Here is a 24,071-nt window from a genome sequence, read left to right as displayed (position 1 = left end):
AGATTTTCTCAGTTTAAAATTGATGTCAATGAACTTTCTTGCTAAATTATTAACTCTGGTTGCTTTATTAGGAGGGATGTCTTCTTGTATTTTCAAAACACAGGAGAACAAAACAGAAACCAATATATTGACTCAGTCCAATCCCAATAAAAGAAATGACAATTGGAGTTTTGTTGGGCCTGGCGGTGGTGGTGCCATGTTCAATCCTGCAATCAACCCAGCCAATCCCGATCATGCTTTTGTGAGCTGCGACATGACGGGATCATTCGTTACCTATGATGGAGGAGAACACTGGCGTATGTTCAACTTAAGGGGAGTAGTCAGGTTTTACACTTTCGACTCAACAGATTCTGATGTAGTTTATGCCGGAACTGATAACATTCTTTTTAAAAGTATGGATCAGGGAACGTCATGGCGTGCCATTTATCCACGACCAGAAGATATATTGGGGATAAGCTCCCAGGGAGACCATGCAAACGAAGTTGTGGTAACCAAAGACAGCATCATTAATGTGCTTAAAAAAATGGTACTTGATCCTGATAAGCCTCAAAAGTTGTATTTATTTACAGAATCCAATGAAAGTAAAACCTGGCCTTTAAAGAGAGGTGAGAAAGTGCAGAAGTTTACCTCATTGTTGGTGTCAGAGGACAATGGATTGAATTGGCAGGAGGATCAGAAATTTGAAACCGAATTTGACAATATCTTTATAGACCCGTTCTCCGATAGCGATAACAGGACTATCTATTTAACAGGAAAAGAAAATATTCTGGTAAGAAGGGCAGGTATTTGGAGTGAGGTAAGCCCACCGGAAAATGCCGGGACAATTACGCAATATGCAGATGGTGTCGATATAAAAAATAACCGACATATCATATTTGCCTTATCCGGCAGGTCGTATTTCAATGGAGCGGGTGATGATGAAAAATCGGGAATTTATAAGACAATTGATGGTGGAAGAAATTGGATAAATATAGGAGAAGGGCTGAAAGTTAAAAAAGTGAAAGGAGTACCTGATCCGGAATTTCGGAGCATAGCTGTTTGCTATTACCAGCCAAACAACATCTATGTTTCTTATGCCAACTTCCAGGTCAGTGATGATACTGTGAGTATCGGAGTAGCAAAAAGTGTCGATTCAGGTGAGTCTTGGCAATTGGTTTGGAACGACAAAAGCACCAAAGGGAAAAGCATTGTGTCTTCAAACAGAACATCAGGATGGCTGGATGAACGTTTTGGGCCAGGTTGGGGAGAAAATCCTTTTCACATTAAAATAGCAGATAATGAACCTAACATCTGTTATGCTACTGATTTTGGACGAACCATAAAAACGACAGACGGAGGTAATAGTTGGCAGCAGGTTTATACCAATAAAAATAGCAATGGAGGTTGGACATCAAGGGGGCTTCAGGTAACAACAGGATATATGGTTGCTTTTGATCCATTCGATTCACTGCATTATTTTTTAGCTGATACCGATACCGGACTTATGGAAAGCCATGACGGAGGCAAAAGTTGGACAAGTGCCACAGACAATAATGGTGTTCCAAGATCATGGGTCAACAGTACTTATTGGATGGTTTTTGACCTGGAAGTAGAGGGAAAAGTTTGGGCTGTAATGAGTGGGAATCACGACCTGCCACGACCAAAAATGTGGAGGAATACAAAGATGGAAAACTACAAGGGAGGAGTGCTGGTAAGTGATAATGGAGGTGCAACATGGCAGGCAACAAGCAAGGATATTGGAGAAGCGGCTACTACTTTTATTTTAATGGATCCGGAAAGTAGCCCTGAAAGCAGGACACTTTATGTGTGTGCATTTGGAAAAGGGGTTTATAAATCTACTGATGGAGGCCAAAGCTGGAAGCAAAAGAATAAAGGGATTGAAGGGAAAGAACCAGCAGCCTGGCGCATTTCCCGAAATGACAATGGAGACCTTTATCTTATTGTTTTTAGAAAAAGTGAAGATGGAAGTATTGGTACAGACAGTGATGGAGCATTGTACAGATCAACTGACGGTGCGGAATCCTGGACTAAGATGAGTCTTCCTGATAATGTAAACGGACCTTCGAGTTTGTTGGTAGATTCAAATCGTATGGTACTATCTGCCTGGGGTAGATTTGGTGAGTCCGGGTTCTCAGGTGATCAGGGAGGGGGGATATATTTGTCTGAAGACAGTGGTGCATCCTGGATTCCCTCCCTCACTCATGATCAACATATCCATGATGTTACTTCGGATCCTGAAAATGGCGTACTTTATGCAGCAGGGTTCAATTCATCCGCCTATAGATCAGAGGATCAGGGAAGAAATTGGCAGAGGATTAAGGGGTACAATTTCAAATGGGGAAAAAGAGTACAACCTGATCCCTATGATTCTGAAAAGGTATATGTCATCACTTTTGGTGGTGGAGTATGGCATGGCCCTGCTAAAGGAGATGAAAATGCTCTGGAAGATATAGTGACTTCTGAAGTGGGCTATAATTGACCTATTCAATGATAGGCGGTACTATCAGAGCAAACGTATTTAAAAATTCTACTGTCCCCAGGCTCCTGACTTCCGGCAAGTTGTTCTGGGGTCTGTTAGGGTTAGCTGTGACTCTAACAGATACCGCAACGAGTGCGGTAAGGTAGTTTTGTTTTTAAATGCGTTTGCCCAGTGGTACGATGAAATCACCTGCTTTTAACTAAAATGTCACTATATTTTTCGATTATATAATTATACATAAGATAATAACCCTATTAAAACCTTCGGATATATAATAAATTATTACGAAACATTGTGTTTTTTAAATTTTTGTTCCTTTAATTTGTTTTTCTATTAAACCCACAGTGGTTTTTGAATCTGTTCCATATTCTTTTAAATGCATGAACAACAGAAGAATTATTTTTCCTCTTTTTGGATTGCTTATAGGCTTCTGCTTGTTTTCCTGCCAGCACAGTACTTCAGACGATGAATACACTTCATGGAAAGTGTATAGAGGAGATAAAGGCAGTAATGCCTATTCTAAACTGAGTCAAATCAACAAGAAAAATGTAAAAGGTCTTGAAGTGGCATGGACTTATCGTACTGGTGATAGTAAATCAGGTACTTTCATTCAATGTAACCCGATTATTATCGACAAGTTTTTGTATGCAACTTCACCAACTTTGAAGGTATTATGCCTTGATGCTGCTACCGGAAATAAAATATGGGAATATGACCCGTTTTCTCCTGGAGAAGGTATTGGTGGGAGAAACAGAGGACTGGCTTATTGGGAAAATGGAGAAGACAAAAGGCTTTTCTATAATGTACTGAATGAATTCAAAGCCATAAATGCAACAACTGGAGAACCGATAATAGATTTTGGCAACAATGGATCAGTGGATTTACTTGATGGTTTGGATCGGGAATTTGACAGGGAAACTGCAAGCATCAAAAATACCTCTCCGGGTATCCTTTACAATGACTTGATAATTCTTGGGTCAGCCGTTAGTGAAAGCTATGGAGCATTGCCGGGTCACATAAGGGCTTATGATGTGAGGAACGGTGAATTGAAATGGATTTTTCATACCATACCTCATCCCGGAGAATTTGGATACGATTCCTGGCCAAAAGATTATTATAAAACAGGGGGAGGAGCCAACGCCTGGGCTGGGTTTAGTCTTGACAAGGAACGTGGAATCCTTTATGCCCCACTTGGTGCACCCTCCTATGATTTTTATGGGAAGGATCGTCACGGACAAGGATTGTTTGGAAATTCCCTTGTGGCACTGAATGCTGCTACCGGTGAGTATATTTGGCATTTTCAGGTATCGCATCATGACTTATGGGATTATGATATTCCTGCTCCTCCGAATCTGATCACAATTCAGCACAATGGAAAACCTACGGATGCTGTGGCACAAATTACAAAACAGGGATTTATTTTTTTATTGGATAGAGAAACCGGGGAACCGCTTTTCGAGGTAGAAGAACGGTCAGTAGCACAATCCCGAATGGAAGGAGAGTCCACCTGGCCTACACAACCTTTTCCAGTGAAACCACCTGCGCTGGTAAGGCAATATTTTGATGAAAGTTTGGTGACGGATATTTCTCCAGAGTCTCGAGAAAATATTTTGCAGCAAATAAGAGGTTATACTTTTGGAGACATCTACCTGCCTCCCTCAGAGGAAGGCGTTATTCAATTGCCCGGTTTTCGTGGAGGCGGAGAATGGAGCGGAGCAGCATTTGATCCAGAATCCGGGAAAATGTACATTGGCGTAAATGATATGCCTAACATGGTTCAACTGGTGGAGGACTCTCCCAAAGTAGAAAGTGTTGGAGAGTTCTATGATTTGAAAGCTGAAGGGGAGCAAGTCTATCAACAAGTTTGTACAGCGTGTCATGGTGAAGATAGAAAGGGAAATATTTCATATCCTTCTTTGATTGATGTGAAAGACAGAGTGTCACTCAATGATGCCAGGGCACTGTTGAAATCAGGGAGGGGAATGATGCCTTCTTTTCAGGCTTTGGAGGAAAAGAAAAGACGTGCGGTTCTGGCCTATCTTTATGATCTGAGCAACGAACAGGCATTTGAACTCTTACCGCTTGTAGAAAAGGCTAAAAAGCAGAGCGTAAGGCAAGATACCGTCAAACGCTATAAGCTCAAGGCATACAAACAATTGCGTGATCATATGGGGTATCCGGGTATAAAACCACCTTGGGGCAATCTTTGTGCAGTGAATCTGAATACAGGAGAAATTGAGTGGAAAGTTCCATTGGGAGAATATGAAGAATTAACCAGACAGGGAATACCACCAACAGGGACACAGCTATTTGGAGGTGGGGTGGTTACAGCTGGTGGAGTCGTATTTATTGGAGCCAGTCGGGATGCTAAATTCAGGGCTATTGACAAAGACACAGGTAAAATATTGTGGGAATATCAGCTTCCGGTGGGTGGTTACGCCACTCCTGCCACTTATGAAATCGAAGGCGTACAATATGTGGTGATCGCTGCAGGAGGAGGAGGGATGCAGGGTACAGAATCAGGCGACTATTACATTGCTTTCAGGCTGCCTTAGAATTGCTTGCTTGCAGTATTCATAAAAATATGGCTTTATATCACTATTTGCTTTATTGATCTGTGATCAGTTGAGTTGGTGTAAGTAATTCATGTATATATGTTAATTAAAAGCTTAACGAAAGAATAAATATTTTCAAATACTTTTTAATTAATGTTTTTTTCGTGATTATTGTTACGTGTATCGTACTATGAAAAGAAGAGAAGCATTAAAAAAGACATCACTGATATTGAAATCAGTAGTTTTGGCACCAGGTGTATTTAGTGCATTGCAGGCATGCAAAAGTGATTCATCGAATACTAAAAAAAGACTTGTTCTTACCGATGTACAGTATTATTTGGTCAATGCCATAGCCGATACAATCATCCCACCAACAGATACTCTTGGAGCATCTCAGGCGCAGGTAGGTCAATTCATAGATTTATTGTTGAAGGACGTTTTTGAAAAAGATGTTAGAAAGACATTCTTAGATGGACTAACGGATTTTGATAAGGATTGTAAGCGTGTCACCGGAAAAACATTTCTCAGTTTGGATGAGCAAAAGCGAGCAGATTACCTGAAAAAAACAGATATGGAAGTGATGGGAAAGGAATATAAAGAAGGAGTTCCTTTTTACTATACTTTCAAATTGCTAACCGTCGATGTGTATTTTTCTACTGAAGAGGGAGTCAGGCAAAATCTGAATTATGTACCGGTTCCCGGCGAATATCAAGGTACTATAGAGTGGAAAGAAGGGGATCGAATGATGATTGGAAATAATATTTGATGTAAGTATGAAAAACAGCAATACTTATGATGCGATCGTAGTAGGTTCTGGTATGACAGGAGGATGGGCTGCTAAAGAGCTTACAGAAAAAGGACTGGAAACGCTTGTTCTGGAACGGGGACGGGATGTCAGGCATGTCAAAGATTACCCAAATACTTTTAAGGCTCCCTGGGATTTTAAATACCGTAAGTACCTCACAAAGGAAGAGAAAGAGCAGTATCCTATTCAAAGCACCAAATACAATTTTAGTCCAGCCAGCAAGGATTTTTTTGTTAATGATAAAGAACATCCATATTCTCACCCTGAAGACAAACCATTCAAATGGTTTAGAGGCTACCAGACCGGAGGCCGGTCATTGATTTGGGGGCGGGGAGCTTATCGGTTTAGTGATTTGGAGTTTGAAGCCAATCTCAAAGATGGAGCGGGGGTGGACTGGCCGATTAGATACAAAGATCTTGCCCCATGGTACACTTATGTTGAGAAGTTTATTGGGGTTTGTGGTTCAAAGGAGAATATATTTCAATTTCCAGATGGACATTTCCTGCCTCCTTTTGATTTGAACTATGCCGAACAGGTGATAAAGGAAAGGATAGAATCACACTATTCAGACCGTAAGCTAATACCTAACCGTGCGGCGCATATTACCAAGGCTACAGAAGGGCAATTCAAAGGTAGGTCACAGTGTCAAAGCAGGAATCTATGCCATACGGGATGCCCCTATGGTGCCTATTTTAGCAGCAACAGTTCCACGCTTCCGGCTGCTTATGATACTGGTAGGCTCACTTTGAAATCTCACGCCATAGTGGAATCTGTCATTTACGATGAACAGCAGGATAAAGCAATTGGTGTCAGAGTGATTGACGCTAATACGCATGAAACCACAGAGTATTTTGCAAGGGTAATTTTCCTTTGTGCCTCTACATTGTCATCCACAGGTTTGTTGTTGAATTCCAAGACCCCTAGGTTTTCTGATGGTTTGGCTAATTCAAGCGGAGTTTTGGGGCATTATCTTATGGATCATCACAAAAGCATAGATTCTTATGGAACTTTAGAAGGATATCTGGATAAAATGTACAGAGGGTTTAGACCAGCATCAATAGCAATCCCTCGGTTTAGAAATGTCAATGGTCAGGAGATGAATTTCCTCAGAGGCTATGGAATATGGGGTTCTGCTTCCAGATCTGGAATGGATGCTTCTAAAATAGGAATTGGAGCGGACTTTAAAAAGTCAATGACCACTCTTGGTCCATGGAAAATGCACCTACAGTCTTATGGTGAGTGTCTGCCATATTTTGACAATAAAGTAGAATTGGATAAGAATAATAAAGATACCTGGGGGATTCCGTTGTTAAAAATAAGTGCTCAATATGGAGACAATGAAAGAAAAATGAGGGAAGATATGGAGGATCAGGTTCGGGAACTGATGGAAGTGGCAGGCCTTAAGGAGATCAAGGTAAAGGTAGGTGCTGGTGTATTGGGAGACTCAGTGCACGAAATGGGAACAGCCAGAATGGGACGTGATCCCAAGACCTCTGTTTTGAATGGATACAATCAGTGTCACGATATATCCAACCTTTTTGTTACAGATGGTTCGTGCATGACTTCGTCCGGCCATATGAGTCCGTCGTTGACCTATATGGCATTGACAGCAAGAGCTTGTGACTATGCTGTCAAGCAAATGAAAAAGGGTATAATATAAAAATAAAGATGCTTATGTAGAGTATAATTTGGAAACCGTATTAATTATTGCACCTGCTGTGATTACGTACCATTTTTTGTGTAATTATCTCATGGATTCCATGTAAATTAGTGCAAAACCTTCAGTAGATATGGATAACCTTCGTAGAAATTTTATTAAAAATACATTGAAAAGTACCTTGTCATTTTTTTCTATTGGTATTTTTTCAGGCTTTTCTATGAAGGAAATTAGTTTCAAAGAGAATGTTGCTCAAAAGAACATTAAGAAAATGACGATAAAGGAATTAGAACACGATGGTGCTTTGGATATTTCACTGGCAGAACAGTTACTTGAACACAATACTAAATTTCAATTTATAGAAACAATTAATTGGCCTGAGTATTCTTACAAGCCGGAAGTGAAATTTAAAATAGCTCACTGTCAAGGTAAGATTTTGTTGAAATATTTCGTGAAAGAAGAAAGCGTATTAGCCAAAGTATCTAAAATAAATGGCAGTGTGCATAAGGATAGTTGTGTTGAATTTTTTATTACAACAGAGCCAGAAGGGCCGTATTACAATTTCGAGTTCAACTGCATCGGTACACCACATGTTGCTGTTGGTCATTCAAGAAAAGACAGACAGCCAATTGACCCTCAAATATTAGAATTAATTGAGACTAAAGCATCATTGGGTAGCCAGCCTTTTGAGGAAAAAACAGGAGGTCAGCAATGGGAATTGATGTTGGTAATTCCTCCTGAATGTTTTGTAAAGGATAAAAACTTGGAACTGAAGGGATTAAAAGCCAGAGCTAATTTTTACAAATGTGCGGATGATACAGTTAAGCCACATTTTGTGACCTGGAATCCAATTGGTACTGAAAATCCAGACTATCATCAACCCAAGTATTTTGGAGAAGTGATATTTGAATAAAAATATTGATCAAAAGCAAAAGAGTTGTTTTGTATAATGTCTAAAACTTAAAATTAACACCTATGAAAGTTGTTTACTTGTTGCTTATTATAGTCCTATCAGGAGCACTTTCTTGTTTGGCTCAATCCAACGATAATCCTATGCTTTGCATGGGAAATTACCAAACTGAGTCAGAAGCAATTTTACAGTTGAAACGGTTTGCTGAATCATATAAAAACCTGGAAGAATGGCAGGTAAAGGCGAAGGTCATTCGGGAAGGAATTTTAAAAGGAGCAGACCTGTCGGTTATGCCTGCTAAAACTGATTTGAATCCTGTTTATCGTAACAAAAGGGAATATGGTGGTTATTCGATAGAAAATGTCGCCATTGAAAGTTTGCCGGGGTTTTATGTTACGGGTAGTATCTACAAACCAACGGATGCCAAAGGTAAGCTGCCGGCTATATTGTGTCCACATGGACATTGGGAAAAGCAGGAAGACTATGGCAGGTATCGTGAAGACATGCAGAAAAGGTGTGCCACACTGGCTAAAATGGGTGCTGTCGTGATTTCTTATGATATGTTAGGTTATGGGGAAATGGGTGAATTTGGCTTTGTACATAGATATCCTAAAACATTGAAAACACAACTTTGGAACAGTATAAGAGTATTGGATTTTATTGCTTCATTGCCGGAAGTAGATAAAGATCGAATAGGAGTTACCGGTGCATCAGGAGGAGGAACTCAGACTTTTCTATTGACAGCTGTTGATGATAGAATAGCTGTGTCTGTACCTGCGGTTATGGTTTCTGCCCATTTCTTTGGAGGATGTGTTGGGGAAAGTGGAATGCCGATACATAAGAGTGAAAATCATGAAACTAGCAATGTAGAGATTGCGGCTTTGGCTGCTCCCAGGCCTATGTTGTTGATTTCAGATGGAGGGGATTGGACTAAAAACAATCCTGAGGTGGAATTTCCATACATTCAGAAAATATATGGTTTTTACAATAAAAAAGGATCGGTAGAAAACTGGCATCTCCCCAATGAAAACCATGATTACGGTTATTCCAAAAGGATGGGTATGTATCCTTTTATGGCGAAATATTTAAAACTGGATATAAAGAAGGTAAAAAACAAGAAAGGGGAGATAGATGAAAGTTTCGTTGTTTTGGAAACACATGGCCAAATGAAGGTTTTTAACGATGAAAATCCTTTACCATCTGGAGCTATCCGATCCAATGATTTGATTTGGAAGGATTGATATTTTGACCAGTGCATCGTATTGGAAATACTTGAGAGCGTTGTTTGTTCTTGAGATTTTAGAGTTTGAGGTGCTGATAGATGTTTTACCCACTATAATATCTGTTTTGAATGAGAAAATTAGAGTTCTGTGGAAAAGCTAATTGAAGATATTGTGCATAATGATGACCAACAGGCATTCAAGAAGCTTTTCTATGAATTGGCACCTAAGCTCATTAATTATGCGAAGTACCTGATAAAGAATACAGAGGCGGCTGAAGAGATAGCGTGTGATGTACTGGTTAAATTTTGGAATAATCGCAGAAAATTCAAACCTGGTTCAGGAAGTAAAAATTATTTTTTCATTGCAACAAAGAATTCAGCATTCAATTTTTTAAGAGACCATAGCAAGATGCAACTTGTAGGATTGGAAAACTTTCCTCCTGAAGAGGAAATGATATTCGAAGATGGAGAGACCAAATTACTGGATGAAGAATTGAAAGGAGTGATAAAAATAGCTGTTTACGAATTACCTGAAAAATGCAGAATGGTCTTTCAGATGGTGAAGGAAGAATACATGACCTACGCAGAAGTGGCAGAACTCATGGATATTTCAACCAAAACGGTCGAAAATCAAATGTCTAAAGCATTGAAGAGAATCCGCACTGCTATCGACGATTATCGGTCATTAGGTAATAATAAAATGACAATTGTGAGTTGATTTTTTTATTGGTTTCATCCCCCCTTTGCAGATGGTGGTTGGGCTGGATAAAATTGAATGTGAAAGCGAGATGTATCTTACACATAAAAATGGTAAAATTTTCTAATTCAAATTCTAAAAAATAAAAAGATAAGAAGCTAAGAAGCTAAAGACAACTAATTAGAGCCTGTCTATAAAGTACGAAAGCTTTTAAAGATTGGTAAAGCTGTTAAAACAGTAAGCTTTAAGAATCCTGAAAGGCTTCTCAAAGCACATTGTCTTTTAGAAGTCAGTTGAAAACCTGTCGTTTTACCTGTCTTAAATTTAAGGCTTGATATAATGATAATAACGTGGAATGTAAGCAGGTCATTCTTGAAATTTGGTGGATACAATTATTTTTCTAACCTTAGGAAATATTTTCAAAATATTTAGTGGCAAAAAAGAATGAAATAAAGGATTTGGTAATCGGCCTCAATGAAGGTAAAGTGGAAGCTTTACGTTCATTGCACACTAAATATTCCACCGCTCTATACCGTGCCTGCAGAAAATTATTTCTCGATCATGAAGACGCTGAAGAAGTCGTACAGGATGTAATGGTTAGCATTTGGGAACATAGAACGGAATTGCGGTCAGATTTATCATTGAGTGCATATATGTATACGATTGCACGAAATTCTGCTTTAAAAAGGGGGAGGAGCAAAATCATGTACTTTACTATAGAAAACTATTTACGCGATACAAGAATTGCTACAGTAACCAATGCTGAAGAGGAATTCATTGGTAACGAAACGGCTCAAATAATAGAGTTTTTAATTTCCAAATTGCCTGCAAAAAAGCAGAAGGTGTATATTATGAGCAGAATTGAAGGGCTCTCCCATGTAGAAATAGCGAAAAAAATGAATTTATCAATTCGCACAGTTGAAAATCACATTTATCAAACCAATTTATTCATAAAAGACAAATTACATCTGGATGTTTTTGCTCCTCTTTTAATGATTTATCCATGTTGCTATTAAGCCTGATAAACAGGTACTATTCTGGACTCTGAGTAAACCGTGACTAAAAATAAGTACACTGTTAGAAGTTGAAATATTGACTTCCTATAGTTGGGTTTATTCTAAATTTTGCACAAAAGCTTGTGGTGATACCATTAGCTAAAAAAAATCATTTTTTTTTGAGTAGTAAACCCGAAATCAGGATATTATATATATACGCAACAAAAACAAATCAATGAATCAATCATTAATCAATAAGTTTTTCAGTAAATACGGAACGACTAAAGAAATCAAAACAGTTGTAGAATGGTTTTTCGGAGATGAAAGCGAAAAGCAATTCGATAAGATATTGGCTGAAGAGATTCGCAATACAGAAAAGGATCCTGCATTTGATAGAGAGCGACATTTTCAGAAAGTGCTGGCAAAGTTAGAACCTGAAAATAGATATGTGAATGAAAAAAAAATATGGCCATGGGCTAAAATAGCTGCAACAGCAGCAATAATACTTCTTTCAGGATTTTCAATCTATTATATATCAAATTTTCAAAGAGAAGAAGAAAAGTTGACTGTTGTCAATAGTAGTACTATCACAAAATCTACAGAAAAGGGGCAAAAGTTGACTACTTATTTACCTGATGGTTCAAAAGTTACATTGAATTCTTTGAGTAAAATATCCTATAAGTTGCCTTTTGATTCAAAAGCACGAATTGTCGATCTCGAAGGTGAAGCATTTTTTGAGGTAGTGAAAAATTCAAAATTACCATTTAAAGTATTGTCTTTTGGTGTTACCACAACTGCTTTGGGTACAAGTTTTAATGTAAATGCAAGAAACGAGAGTAGAGTAGATGTAGCATTGGTTACAGGAAAAGTAAGTGTTGAGAATTCCGCAAACAATTCCGTGATTTTAGATCCTGGTAATATTGCAATCACCGATAATAGTGATCGTATTAACACTCATAAATTTGCTTATTTGGATCATATTTCATGGAAAGATGGAATATTATCATTTAATACAGCTACTTTGACTGATATAGTCTCGAAACTTGAGGATTGGTACGGAGTACGAATTTTATTGCAGAATGAACCTGTCACGCAATTTCATTATACAGGTTCTTATAAAGAAAAAGCACTGTCTGAAGTATTAAAAGGAATTTCCTTTGTTCATCATTTCAATTATTCTATCGATGGAAATGATGTTGAAATAAATTTCGATAACCAATAAACTTAATATGCCTATGTGAAAATAAGAACGGTCATCATGAAAAAGCCTATAGATGTTGTAGCATCTACAGGCCGAAAATCATTAAACATTTTCTTTAACTTAATAATTCAAAATTATGAAATTTAAATTTCTACGACAAATTTTATACAAAATGTCAGTAAGAGCCCTGCATGCCATGATTATTAATTGCCTCATTCTGAGTGCAATTTTTGCAAACGGTTCAAATGCCCAGGAAGCAGTGAGTGTAAGAGAAGCTCTTATACAGATGCAGGTAGATAATGCCTCCTTGATCAAGTTACTGAGATATATAGAGCAAAAAACCAGTTATGAGTTTACATATAGAACAGAAGACCTGGATAAGAAAGTGCGTATTTCAGGAGATTTTTCTAATGCTCGTGTTTCTGATGTGTTAATGGAAGTTTCTAAGAGAACAAATCTGAAATTCCGCCAGATAAATAACAATATTCACGTTTCTAAGAAATCCAAATATGATGAGCCACAACTGAAGGTTGAGTTGTTGCGTGCCGATGTTGATGTTTCTGGTAAAATAACAGATGAGAGCGGTGTAGGCCTTCCAGGTGCATCAGTAATTATAAAGGGTACAGCAAATGGTACTACTTCCGATTTGGATGGAAATTACAAATTAAATGTGCCGGAAGGAGCAGTATTGACCATTTCGTATGTAGGATATATTACCCAGGAAATAGCTTTAGGAAATCAGACTGTTATTGATATTCAAATGGAATTGGATGCAAGCCAGTTGGAAGAAGTTGTAGTTACCGCTTTTGGTTTGAAGAGGGAAAAAAAGGCACTGGGATATGCTGCACAAGAATTGAAAGGAGAAGAGTTTACTGAAGCAAGAGAAGCCAATATTGTTAATTCATTAGCAGGTAAAGTGGCCGGAGTGCAGGTAACCAACATTCCAAATGGGGCAGGTGGATCTTCCAGAGTTGTTATCCGTGGAAATAGTTCTATTTCAGGAAATGATGCACCCTTATACGTTGTAGATGGTGTTCCTATAGACAATCAAAATACTGATCGTGCCGATTATGCTTCTGGAGGTGTCGATTATGGAGATGGAATTTCTGGAATCAATCCTGATGATGTAGAAACGTTAACGGTGTTAAAGGGGCCAAATGCAGCTGCGCTTTACGGATCCAGGGCGGCTAATGGGGTGATTTTGATTACTACAAAGTCTGGTAAATCCAAAAAAGGATTGGGAATCACTATAAATTCAAATGTGACGGTTGATAAGTTGGCTACCCTTCCGACCTTTCAAAATAAATTTGCCATGGGTTATGATCCTGACCTTCCTTTTGATGGCACATCAACTATTGATGGAGTAGATTATGGTATAATTGATGGCAGATTTTGGGCAAGTTGGGGGCCTGCCCTGGAAGGCCAGGTAGTCGCTGATTGGACGGATCCAACCAAAACCATGACTATGACCCCTCAGCCTGTAGATAATATTGAAAGCTTTTTCAACACAGGAATTACGGCCACCAATACTCTGGCATTAACCGGTGGTAATGAAAATGCAAACATAAGATTTTCTATTTCCGACATGAAAAATAAAGGGCTTATACCAGGCAGTACTTTCGACAGACAAACCATTAGCTTAAGAGGAAATGCAAAAATAACCGATAAACTATCGATTGACTCTAAGGTAAATTATATTAAGCATCAAGGGCACAATCGACCTCAGGGCGGGGCAAGTTCATCCAACATGATGGGCGCAATAATCCAGCTTGCCAGACACATCGACCTGGATGATTTGAAAAATTATAAAGATGAAAATGGAAATCCGATTAATTATACTACCAGAATAGAAAATCCGTATTGGACTATTAATGAGGTTGTCAATGAAGATGAAAGAGAGCGGATTATTGGTTTTGTTACATTAAAGTATGACTTGAACGACTGGTTAAGTGTGCAAGCTCGGTCAGGAACAGATTTTTATACCGATCAACGGTTTACTCGTAGTGCCATAGGTTCAAGAAGTGCAAGTAGTGGACAAGTAAGTAACTATACCTGGCAGGTAGAGGAAAATAATAGTGACATATTGTTAATGGGTCAAAAGGACTTATCAAGCGATTTTGCATTGTCAGTAACGCTTGGTGCGAGTCATTTATCAGCGAGCAGGGAAGTTACCGGATCTAGTGGAAAAGGCCTGAGATCAGCAGGGCTATATCATATATCCAATGCCAACGAGGTGACACCCAGATATGAGAAAGTGCAAAGGGAGATGAGTTCATTGTTTGGTACCGGGCAAATAGCCTATAAAAACTTTTTGTTTTTGGATGTAACGGGACGAAATGATTGGTCATCAGTATTGGGAATGAATAATTATTCATTTTTCTATCCGTCAGTATCGACGAGTTTTGTATTTACAGATGCCCTTGAGATAAATTCAAAAATTTTAACATTTGGTAAGCTGCGTGCAGGGTATGCAGAAGTAGGAAATGGTTCCGATCCTTATCTGACATCTATTGGATATGTTAGTTCTACTGAAACAATAAATGGACAAGGACAGGTGGAAATTCAAAACAGAATTCCTAATCCTAATTTAAAGAATGAACTGACTAAGTCTGTTGAGTTTGGAGCAAATATTCGTTTGTTTGGCAACAGAGCAGGCATTGATCTTACTTATTATAAGGCATCTGCAAAGAATCAAATATTACCTGTAAATATCTCTTCCGCTACAGGGTATGCTAACATGGTAATCAATGCCGGAGAAATTACAAATGAAGGTTTTGAGCTTCTGCTGGATGTGACTCCAATTAAGATGGAAAATAGCTTTAAATGGGATTTGGCATTCAATTTCGCAAAAAATAAATCAAAGGTTGTGTCTTTGGCAAATGGAGTTGAAACCCATGAGATGTCTCGAGATCGCTGGGGTACCATTGAAGCCAGGCCAGGTGAAGATTTTGGGAATATCGTAGGTTTCTACTATAAACGAAACGAGAAGGGGGAAAAGTTGTTAGATGCCAATGGAAGGTATCAACGTGATGGAAACAATACCAAAGTTTTGGGGAATATTCAACCCGATTGGATAGGAGGTATTACCAATACCATTTCTTATAAGGGGATTGCGCTAAGTGCCCTTATTGATATTAAAATGGGTGGTGAAATTCTTTCAGGCACCAAGTATATACAAGCCGCAAGAGGAACGGGTAAATTCACTACAGATGGTATTTACCAAAATTCAGATGGTTTATGGGTAGGCGTATCCGATGGAGTAATGGAGAACGATTATTATATTGAAGATGGCAATGGAGATCAGGTGTTACATCTGGCTGCAGGAGAAAAAAGTGATATTGAGTTGCCAAGACATTTTTTGACTGGTCAATATACCAGGCAAGATATTATAGAAGAATTTGTACTGGATGCTAGTTACATATCGCTCAGACAAGTTACTTTAGAGTATTCCCTCCCAAAGACTTTGTTAAGTAATTCTCCTTTTTCCAGTGTAAAAATCTCTGCTGTTGGAAGAAACCTATACTACATTGATCAACACATGCAAGGACTGGGGATTACACCTGAATCAGCCTTTAATACTGCTTCCGGTTCACAAGGGTCGGAATCTTATACGGCACCTTCTACAAGAAGCATTGGTTTTAACCTTAAGCTAACTTTTTAATCATAAGTAGTAAAAAAAACTTAAAAAGAGAAATCATGAAATATAATTTATATAAAATCGTCTCTGTACTGGCTATTACAGTAGCTGTTTTTTCTGCTTGTACAGATGATTATGAAAAACTAAATACAAATCCATCATTGCTTTCAGCTGATCAACTTGAGGTTGGTTTGTTGTTGACTAAAGTCCAAAAGAGAGCAATTATTGATTATGGCGCATATCCCCTTAACGCCTTTGGTAATTATGCCGGTTATTCTTCTTCTGGTGGAAATTTACCATTCAATGGAGGTTTTTTTCCTTCTGAATTTTCCAATGGGTATAAAAGTTTGGTTAATATTTCTGAGATTATCAGGTTGACAACTGGTAATGCTGAGTTGGTCAATAAGCATTCAATTGCCCGAATCATGAGAGTCTATATTTATCAACACCTCACAGATTTATACGGAGATATTCCTTATTCTGATGCGGTGAAGAGTATCGATGAAGTAGAAACTCAACCTAAGTATGATACTCAGGAAAGCATTTATAACGACTTGTTAAATGAGCTTGAAGAAGCTGCTGATGAACTTGATGCTTCGGCCATTAGCTATGGAGCTAGCGACTTGATTTATGGTGGAGATGTTGACAAATGGAAGAGGTTTGCCAATTCCCTTCGATTAAGGCTGGCTCTTAGAATCATTTATGCGGATGCATCTCTGGCTACTAGTCAAATAGCTGAATTAATTGGTGCTGATTTGATAGAGAGTAATAGCGGGAACGCTTTTGTTGCAACGAGTGAAGATTTTGAGAGCAACCGAAATCCTATATATAATGAAATCATTAGGGTAGGTGGAGTTCTTAGCCCGGTTATGACCAATACGCTAATCGATATTTTAAAAAATAACGGTGATCCTCGATTATCTGTAATAGCACAACCTACTCTGGAGTCAGCCAATGAAGCTGAACTTAATAATGATCCCGGATTATTGGTTTATAGGGGTAGGCCACTTGGATTAGATGGAAGTGAGGAACGAGAACACTATCAGCCTAATGAAGTTTCTCAAATTGGAACCTGGTTTACACAGCCAACATTGGATATGCCTGCCATGTATTATAGTGAAGTATGTTTTGCATTAGCCGAAGCAAAATTGAAATTGGATTTGGGTAATGAAGCTGCTGATGTTTGGTATAAAAAAGGTATTAGGGCAAGCATGGAGTACTATGGTGTTAGTGAGCCAGATATAATTGATTTTCTTTCTACTACTGTAGCTACCCTATCGGGTACTGAAGAAGAGCAATTGGAACAAATTATTAGTCAAAAGAATGTAGCCCTTTTCCCCAATTCTACTGAAGCATGGTCGGAATGGAGAAGGACTGGTTATCCCAGAATTCTTATTGGATCAATGACGGGTGAAACTAACGGACAGATTCCACGGAGGATAAACTATCCAACTGATGAAATTAATTTGAATAGTGCTAATTACCAAGCAGTTTCCAGTCGAATAGGGGGTGATAATTTGACCTCCAAAGTTTGGTGGGATGCTAATCCAAATGTCCCCTACTCACATACGGGAAACATCCTTGATTAGTCCTTGGTTAAGTAACTGAAACAATAAAAAAACCGATCAGGGAAAGTAAACCTAACCTGATCGGTTGAAAATTTTATTGCCTCAACAATCAGGCTTTGGATATCATCAAAATTACGGAATAAGAATTTCTATAAGATAGTTTCCAACCAGAGATGGGTATATAATATTTATTGTTGACGGAAAGTTAAAAAGACTATCTATGGATAATCGTATGGACCGTTAATGTTAAACTAAGATAAATTCTAAAATCATTTTTTGAATACAATAACATTCTATGAATCTATTATTAAAATCCAATATTTACGGATTTCTATTTTTGTTTCTTCTCAATGCTACAGCGTTTGGTCAGGGGATAATTACTGACTTACGCAGCAAAGGATATACAATTTTTCCGACACCACAGAAAGTTAACTTAAGCAATAAAAGTATAATTATTGATGCTTCCTGGAGAGTATTATCCAAAGACCCGTCATCGCAAAAAGCACTCAACAGTTTAAGCACCAGGGCAGGTGAATTACATAATCTGAGTTTTTCAGGAAAAGGTACTGGCCTGCTGGAGTTAAAAGTGGTAAAGAACGCTATCGCAGGGTTGCCAGGCGAGGAATGTTCCAAACAAGCATATAGGATAACTATAAAAAGCGATCATGTGCTCATTGAAGGTAATGAGGAGGTTGGTTTATTCTATGGTGTTCAAAGCTTCTTGCAACTCTTGAAGCCCACAGCCGGAGGCAGATTCCAATTACCAGAGGGAACCATTACAGACTGGCCTGATCTGGAGTTGAGGTTCATCCATTGGGATACTAAGCATCATAGAGATAAGATGGAAACCTTGAAGAGGTATATAGATTGGTCCGCTTATTTTAAAGTAAATGCTATAGCTTTTGAAATTGAAGACAAATACGAATATCCGAGACACCCGATAATTGGCGCACCGAATGCTTTTACCAAAGCAGAGATGCAGGAACTGACCAAATACGCTTTGGACAGGTTTATTCAACTAGTGCCAAATGTCCAGGCACCCGCACACATGGCCTTTGTTTTAAAACACAAAGAATTTGAGCATTTGAAAGCCGATGATGAGAGCAACTACCAGGCCTGCATGTGTGATGAAGAAGCCATGGAGTTGATTTTCGATATGTATCAGGACATGATTGATGCTACTCCGGGGGTTGATTATTTTTTTGCTTCTACTGATGAAGTGTACTATGCAGGTACATGTGATAAATGCAAACCAGAATACAATGAAGTGAATAGAAGCCAGGCCTGGGTGGATTTTTTGGTAAGGGTAAATAAATGGATGGCCAAACGTGGCAGAAGGGTCTTGGCCTGGGTAGAGTACCCGTTGTTACCAAAAGACATTTCTAAAGTACCCAATGGTGTAATAGATGCTATAATGGGAAGTAGCAAGAGTAGGGAGTGGACAGTAAATGAGACTAAAACAGGCCTTGACCAATTGTCATATAGTTCTATTCAGGGAGCAGAGTTTCTTTTCCCAAACTATTTTCCGGTTACCTATAGAGGAAAGTACACAGAGGGACGGTTAAGTACTGCTTATCATGATATATCGGACAGAGAAGCAAATGGAGCTAACCTGATAGGGACATTTGCAGCAGCATGGGATGACGCTGGTTTGCATAATGAGACGTTTTGGCTCGGATGGGCTTCCGTTACTCAATATGGATGGACAAAAAAAACACCATCATTACAGCAAAACATTGCTGACTTTATGGATGTTTTTTATGGTGCTGACAGCCCGGAAATGGTAGAAGTATATGAACTACTGGAAGAAGGGGCAAGGTTTTATGAAAATATATGGGATAAAGTACCAACAAAAGAAAGGAAAAAAGGGTATGGAAGCTCATTTGGGAAAGGAATAGGAGGGGACTATATGGATTTGATGTTGAACCCACCGTCATTACCTGCTGTAAATGATTTAAGTATTGAACCATCTTTTCGTGAAAAGTATAGTCAGAATATAGAAACAGCCTCGGTATTACTCAAAAAAAATGACCTTCTTATTTCCAGATTAATGAGGAGTATCTCCAGGGTACGCCACAATAGCTACAATCTGGAAGTCTTTCTATCCATAGCGTATTTAGAACGCTATGCCATGAATACTATGATTAACCTGGCAGCAGTGGAAGATAATCTGGTAAAAGCTTCTAAAGCTGGAGATGATCATGCTAAAGCGATTGATTTATTGATTGAAACCCGTAAGTTATCTGGAAAAATACTAAAAGAACAGGATGATATGTGGTCTGGCCTAATGATTATCTGGGAAAAGAGTAGGCTTCCTAAGAACGAAAGCGTTGGAGGCAAAGAATTTTATCATGTTTATGATGACCTGAAAGATCACTTTGCCGACAGAAGAAAGGGGTTGGACTTCATGCTCGCTCCATTCTCACGAATTGGTCTGTCCGAATGGAGAGACAAGTTGAATGAAATTATACAGGATTATGCAAGTCTCCACAATGTTTCTATAAGGGGCATAGAGGCCGAAAGATTGGAGGACTAAAGGTTTATTCTCTTTTAAAATAGAATCTATATGAATGTCAGAATAATTTATATCTGCTTGGTTTGGCTTTTCAGTGTTAAAACGACACATGCCCAGGATGATGTTTCCCTTTTCAAGTTTTGGAAATATTATTCCGATGTGGAGAATTCCCTGTATAAGACCCTTGCTTCCTTAGGCCTTGAACAATTGGAACTCCGAAAACAGGAAATCGGAGAAGTGAAAACAAAAGCTGATTGGTTAAACAGACAACAAACAGTAAAGAGTAAGTTGTTGGATATAATTGGTACTTTTCCTGAGAAAACACCTTTAAATATTAGGGTTACAGGAGTAATTCAAAAAGAAGATTATCGTGTTGAAAAATTAATCTTTGAGTCTCAGCCTGGGTATTATGTACCGTCCGCTCTATTTATTCCCAATAATTTGTCTGGAAAAGCCCCTGCTATTTTAAATGCTATAGGCCATAGTCCGGCAAGTTTTCGTAGGGACGCTTACCAGCACAAAATTATTAATCTGGTTAAAAAAGGATTTATAGTGCTGGCTTATGATCCTATCGGCCAGGGTGAACGATTACAATATTATGATGAAAAGCTGGGGAAATCTATATTTCCACCAAACCATGAACATTCTTACCCGGGAGCACAGTGCTATATTTCGGGGTATTCTTCTGCTAAGCATTTTATATGGGATGGAATACGAGCAATAGACGTTCTCTTGTCCAGGCCAGAAGTTGACCCGGCACGGTTGGGTATGAATGGAATTTCAGGGGGAGGAAATATGACTGCTGTAGTTTCTGCCATTGACGACAGGATTTTTGCTGCTGCCCCTGAATGCTGGATAACCAATTTCGATTACCTGCTGAAAAGCGAAGCACCACAAGATTCTGAACAAAATCTGGTAAAGATGATTAAGAATGGCCTGGATCACCCGGATTTAATAGAGGTGAGGGCACCAAAGCCAACGCTGATCATGGCCACCACCCGGGATTTTTTCAGCATAGAAGGAACAAGGGAAACATTTCAGGAAGCAAGCAGAGCTTATAAAGTGTTTGGAGCAATGGATAATTTGCAAATAACAGAAGATGATGATCGCCATAATTCCACAAAGAAGAATAGGGAAGCCATGTATGCCTTTTTTCAAAAATATCTTGACAACCCTGGTGATAGCAAAGACTATGAAGTAGATCTATTTACCGAAGAAGAGTTGTATGTAACTAAAACAGGGCAGTTGGCTACTTCTTTGAAAGGAGAAACCATGTATTCTTTGAACAAAAAAGTGGCTGAAGGTCAACTGAAAGCACTGGAAAAGTCCAGAGCCAATATGGATCAGCATTTGTCTAAAATTAAAAAATCAGCGATGGAGATATCAGGATTTTCTTTTCCTCAGGAATTTGGAAAGCCAATATTTTCCGGACGAATGGTAAATGAAAAATATACATTGGAAAAATATCTAATCGATGGTAGCGGAGATTATAAACTTCCTTTGGTACTTTTTATTCCCGACAAGGGTACAAAAGATGAGTTAATTCTCCTGTTACATGAAAATGGAAAAGATTATGCTGTAAATAAGGATGTTTTAGCCAAACAATTGGTATCCGATGGATATACTGTATTACTAAGTGACCTTCCCAATATTGGCGAAATGGGGCCCGGGTATTTGAGAGGAGATACTTACATCCGGGGAGTTTCTTATAATAAATGGTTTACCGGTATCCTTACCGGAAAATCAATTGTAGCATTAAGAGCTGAAGATATTGTTAGGCTAGCACATTTTGTGAAAGCTGAATTAGCTACATACCATTCAACTACTGCTATTTCCGTAGGAGCATTAGGTAGTGAACTCTTGCATGCAACAACTTTTGGAGCAGAGGTTGAAAAGGTATGTCTCATACAACCATTCCTTAGTTATTCGGATATAGCTCTGACCCGGGACTATAAAACTTCTTTTGTTCATTCTGTAGTACCTGGAGCCATTACAGCATATGACTTACCGGATCTGATTGCCTATCTGTCTTCATGCAAAGTATTCCTGATAAATCCTCTAAATGCCAATGGAGAAATGGCAGAAGAATCGAAAATTGCCGAGAATATGCGTTTTCCTGACAGGGTTTATAAAAAGAAAAAAGTTAATGACAATTTTCTTATCAAATATGACTTGGACAGTATCGAAGTTTCAAATCAAGTATTGTCCTGGCTGAAATAGAAAGTGATAGTTTCCAAAACCAATTTGTTAGAACAAGTTATTAAATCAATCACTAGAAAGATATAAAAAATGAAAAGACGGAACTTTATCAAAAAATCATCAGCGGGCATTGTCTTTACGCTTATCGCACCAGGGGTGTGGGGGTATTCTATGAAAACATCAAAAAAAATCCCGTTTAAATTTGCACCATATACGCAAGGATCGACACTAGTGCCTATCACAAAAGTTACTCCTGATGATGGGTTCTATGTACATACTTATTATGATGTGTTTCCATTCAGTCTGTCTGGCCGGTATTTGGTTGTGAGTAAGTTGCCTTACGAAGATCATCCTCCCAAATATGGTGATACCGCCGATGTGTGTGTAATCGATTTAGAAAATCAAACGATCGAGACCATATATACAACTAAATGTTGGGCACATCAGACTGGTACAATGGCGCAATGGGGTGCAAATGACCACTTGGTCTATGCTAATGATGTTATTGATGGTATTGGGGTTTGTGTGGAGATCAATTTGAAATCTAAAAAAGTACGAGCCCTGGAAGGGCCAATGTACCATGTTTCACCAGATGGAAAATCCATTATAGGATTTCCATTACACTTATATGATATTACACAGCGAGGGTATGGCCTTGTAGCAAAAGATTATAACAATCGTCCGACTTTGCCGATAGGTGCATCAGTTGGTGAAGGGATTTGGAAAACAGATATTCGAACAGGTAAAAAATCTTTATTAGTAAGCTTAAAGGATATTGTAAAGTATATTCCAGAACCAGCTCCAAGAGATGACGGCACGTATTATTTCTGGCATTCAAAATTCAACCTTCAAAGTGATAGGATTATGCTTGTTCAACGATGCTTATTTCCTGATGGGTCTGGTGGGCGAAATGTCAATGTGTTCACTTTTGATATGGATGGGAATGATATCAAAAGAACTTTTAGTGAGCCTGTATGGGGTCATGGTGGAGGTCACCCCAACTGGCATCCTGATGGAAAGCATTTAATAAGAAATTTACGGCCTGATGGTAAGAACGATCGCCTTTGTAAAGTTCCAATTGATGGTGGTAAGCCAACTATTTTGAGCGAAACAATTGATGGAGGGGGACACCCTACTATTGAACCATCGGAAAATTACATAGTGACGGATATTAAGTATCTGGATCCTGAACCTGTTGTGCGCATCCGGCTTATTAATCTTGTTAATCAAACGGAGGAAGCAATATGTAAAATGCCAACAAGACCTCTTTATGACAAAAAAGGAGACCATGATGAATTGCGACTCGATGGGCATCCTGTGTGGGATCGTTCGTTCAAACGCATTTGCTTTCAGGCAGCACCAGATGGTCACCGTCAATTGTTTATAGCTGATTTGTCGTCCTTAATTAAGTAGTCTTTATGGAATTAAATAAGTTGATGAAAATGAACATAACCTATAAATACGTTGTTTTAATTTCTTTGATAATTAGTTGTTTATCCTGTTCCAAACAAAAACAATCTGGAGAAGTTGGACAAAGCCGCATTGGTGTAAATATGTTTGAGCATCACTATGTAACCCAGGATCTTCCGGGAGAAGCAGATTGGGGGTATGGCTGTCCGGCAATGGCAGAT

Annotated in this window: 15 protein-coding genes; all 15 read left to right on the top strand. The window is 38.6% G+C overall.

All coding sequences use genetic code 11. From position 1 onward, the window contains the following. Positions 1 to 28 precede the first annotated feature (28 nt). A complete protein-coding gene (locus AAOP42_RS12975; protein WP_349528954.1) occupies positions 29 to 2,479 on the top strand; it encodes a WD40/YVTN/BNR-like repeat-containing protein in 2,451 nt (816 codons plus the stop codon). A gap of 380 nt (positions 2,480 to 2,859) precedes the next feature. Further along, on the top strand, positions 2,860 to 5,034 hold the full coding sequence (locus AAOP42_RS12970) for an outer membrane protein assembly factor BamB family protein (protein ID WP_349528953.1): 2,175 nt from the start codon (positions 2,860 to 2,862) through the stop codon (positions 5,032 to 5,034). A gap of 190 nt (positions 5,035 to 5,224) precedes the next feature. Then, complete coding sequence (locus AAOP42_RS12965; protein ID WP_349528952.1) at positions 5,225 to 5,800, top strand: gluconate 2-dehydrogenase subunit 3 family protein; 576 nt, start codon at positions 5,225 to 5,227, stop codon at positions 5,798 to 5,800. A 7-nt stretch (positions 5,801 to 5,807) separates the two neighbouring features. Then, on the top strand, positions 5,808 to 7,499 hold the full coding sequence (locus AAOP42_RS12960) for a GMC oxidoreductase (protein ID WP_349528951.1): 1,692 nt from the start codon (positions 5,808 to 5,810) through the stop codon (positions 7,497 to 7,499). 130 nt (positions 7,500 to 7,629) lie between these two features. Then, complete coding sequence (locus tag AAOP42_RS12955; protein ID WP_349528950.1) at positions 7,630 to 8,409, top strand: carbohydrate-binding family 9-like protein; 780 nt, start codon at positions 7,630 to 7,632, stop codon at positions 8,407 to 8,409. A 62-nt stretch (positions 8,410 to 8,471) separates the two neighbouring features. Further along, positions 8,472 to 9,647 (top strand): alpha/beta hydrolase family protein, encoded by a 1,176-nt coding sequence (locus tag AAOP42_RS12950; RefSeq protein ID WP_349528949.1) that lies wholly within the window; start codon positions 8,472 to 8,474, stop codon positions 9,645 to 9,647. A gap of 129 nt (positions 9,648 to 9,776) precedes the next feature. Then, positions 9,777 to 10,346, top strand: coding sequence for an RNA polymerase sigma-70 factor (locus AAOP42_RS12945; protein ID WP_349528948.1), 570 nt, complete (start codon positions 9,777 to 9,779; stop codon positions 10,344 to 10,346). Between the two features lie 410 nt (positions 10,347 to 10,756). Then, complete coding sequence (locus AAOP42_RS12940) at positions 10,757 to 11,341, top strand: RNA polymerase sigma-70 factor (protein WP_349528947.1); 585 nt, start codon at positions 10,757 to 10,759, stop codon at positions 11,339 to 11,341. Between the two features lie 214 nt (positions 11,342 to 11,555). Continuing rightward, the gene (locus AAOP42_RS12935) at positions 11,556 to 12,542 is read left to right on the top strand and encodes a FecR family protein (protein WP_349528946.1); all 987 of its coding nucleotides are present in this window, start codon (positions 11,556 to 11,558) and stop codon (positions 12,540 to 12,542) included. Between the two features lie 151 nt (positions 12,543 to 12,693). Beyond that, the gene (locus AAOP42_RS12930) at positions 12,694 to 16,182 is read left to right on the top strand and encodes a SusC/RagA family TonB-linked outer membrane protein (protein WP_349528945.1); all 3,489 of its coding nucleotides are present in this window, start codon (positions 12,694 to 12,696) and stop codon (positions 16,180 to 16,182) included. Between the two features lie 35 nt (positions 16,183 to 16,217). Further along, entirely contained in the window at positions 16,218 to 17,747 is a 1,530-nt protein-coding gene (locus AAOP42_RS12925) for a SusD/RagB family nutrient-binding outer membrane lipoprotein (RefSeq protein WP_349528944.1), read from the top strand. Between the two features lie 274 nt (positions 17,748 to 18,021). After that, on the top strand, positions 18,022 to 20,262 hold the full coding sequence (locus AAOP42_RS12920) for a beta-N-acetylhexosaminidase (protein WP_349528943.1): 2,241 nt from the start codon (positions 18,022 to 18,024) through the stop codon (positions 20,260 to 20,262). A gap of 30 nt (positions 20,263 to 20,292) precedes the next feature. After that, on the top strand, positions 20,293 to 22,461 hold the full coding sequence (locus AAOP42_RS12915) for an acetylxylan esterase (RefSeq protein ID WP_349528942.1): 2,169 nt from the start codon (positions 20,293 to 20,295) through the stop codon (positions 22,459 to 22,461). 69 nt (positions 22,462 to 22,530) lie between these two features. Beyond that, complete coding sequence (locus AAOP42_RS12910; protein ID WP_349528941.1) at positions 22,531 to 23,853, top strand: TolB family protein; 1,323 nt, start codon at positions 22,531 to 22,533, stop codon at positions 23,851 to 23,853. A gap of 5 nt (positions 23,854 to 23,858) precedes the next feature. Next, positions 23,859 to 24,071, top strand: a 213-nt coding sequence (locus tag AAOP42_RS12905; RefSeq protein ID WP_349528940.1) for a hypothetical protein, incomplete at its 3' end; no start/stop codon positions are given.

Origin of the sequence: Reichenbachiella sp. MALMAid0571 (genome assembly GCF_040151475.1) — a bacterium.
In the GTDB taxonomy this organism is placed as follows: domain Bacteria; phylum Bacteroidota; class Bacteroidia; order Cytophagales; family Cyclobacteriaceae; genus CAXBNB01.
The sequence above is the reverse complement of the archived record's forward strand: the minus strand, read 5'-3'. Positions and strand labels throughout refer to the sequence as shown.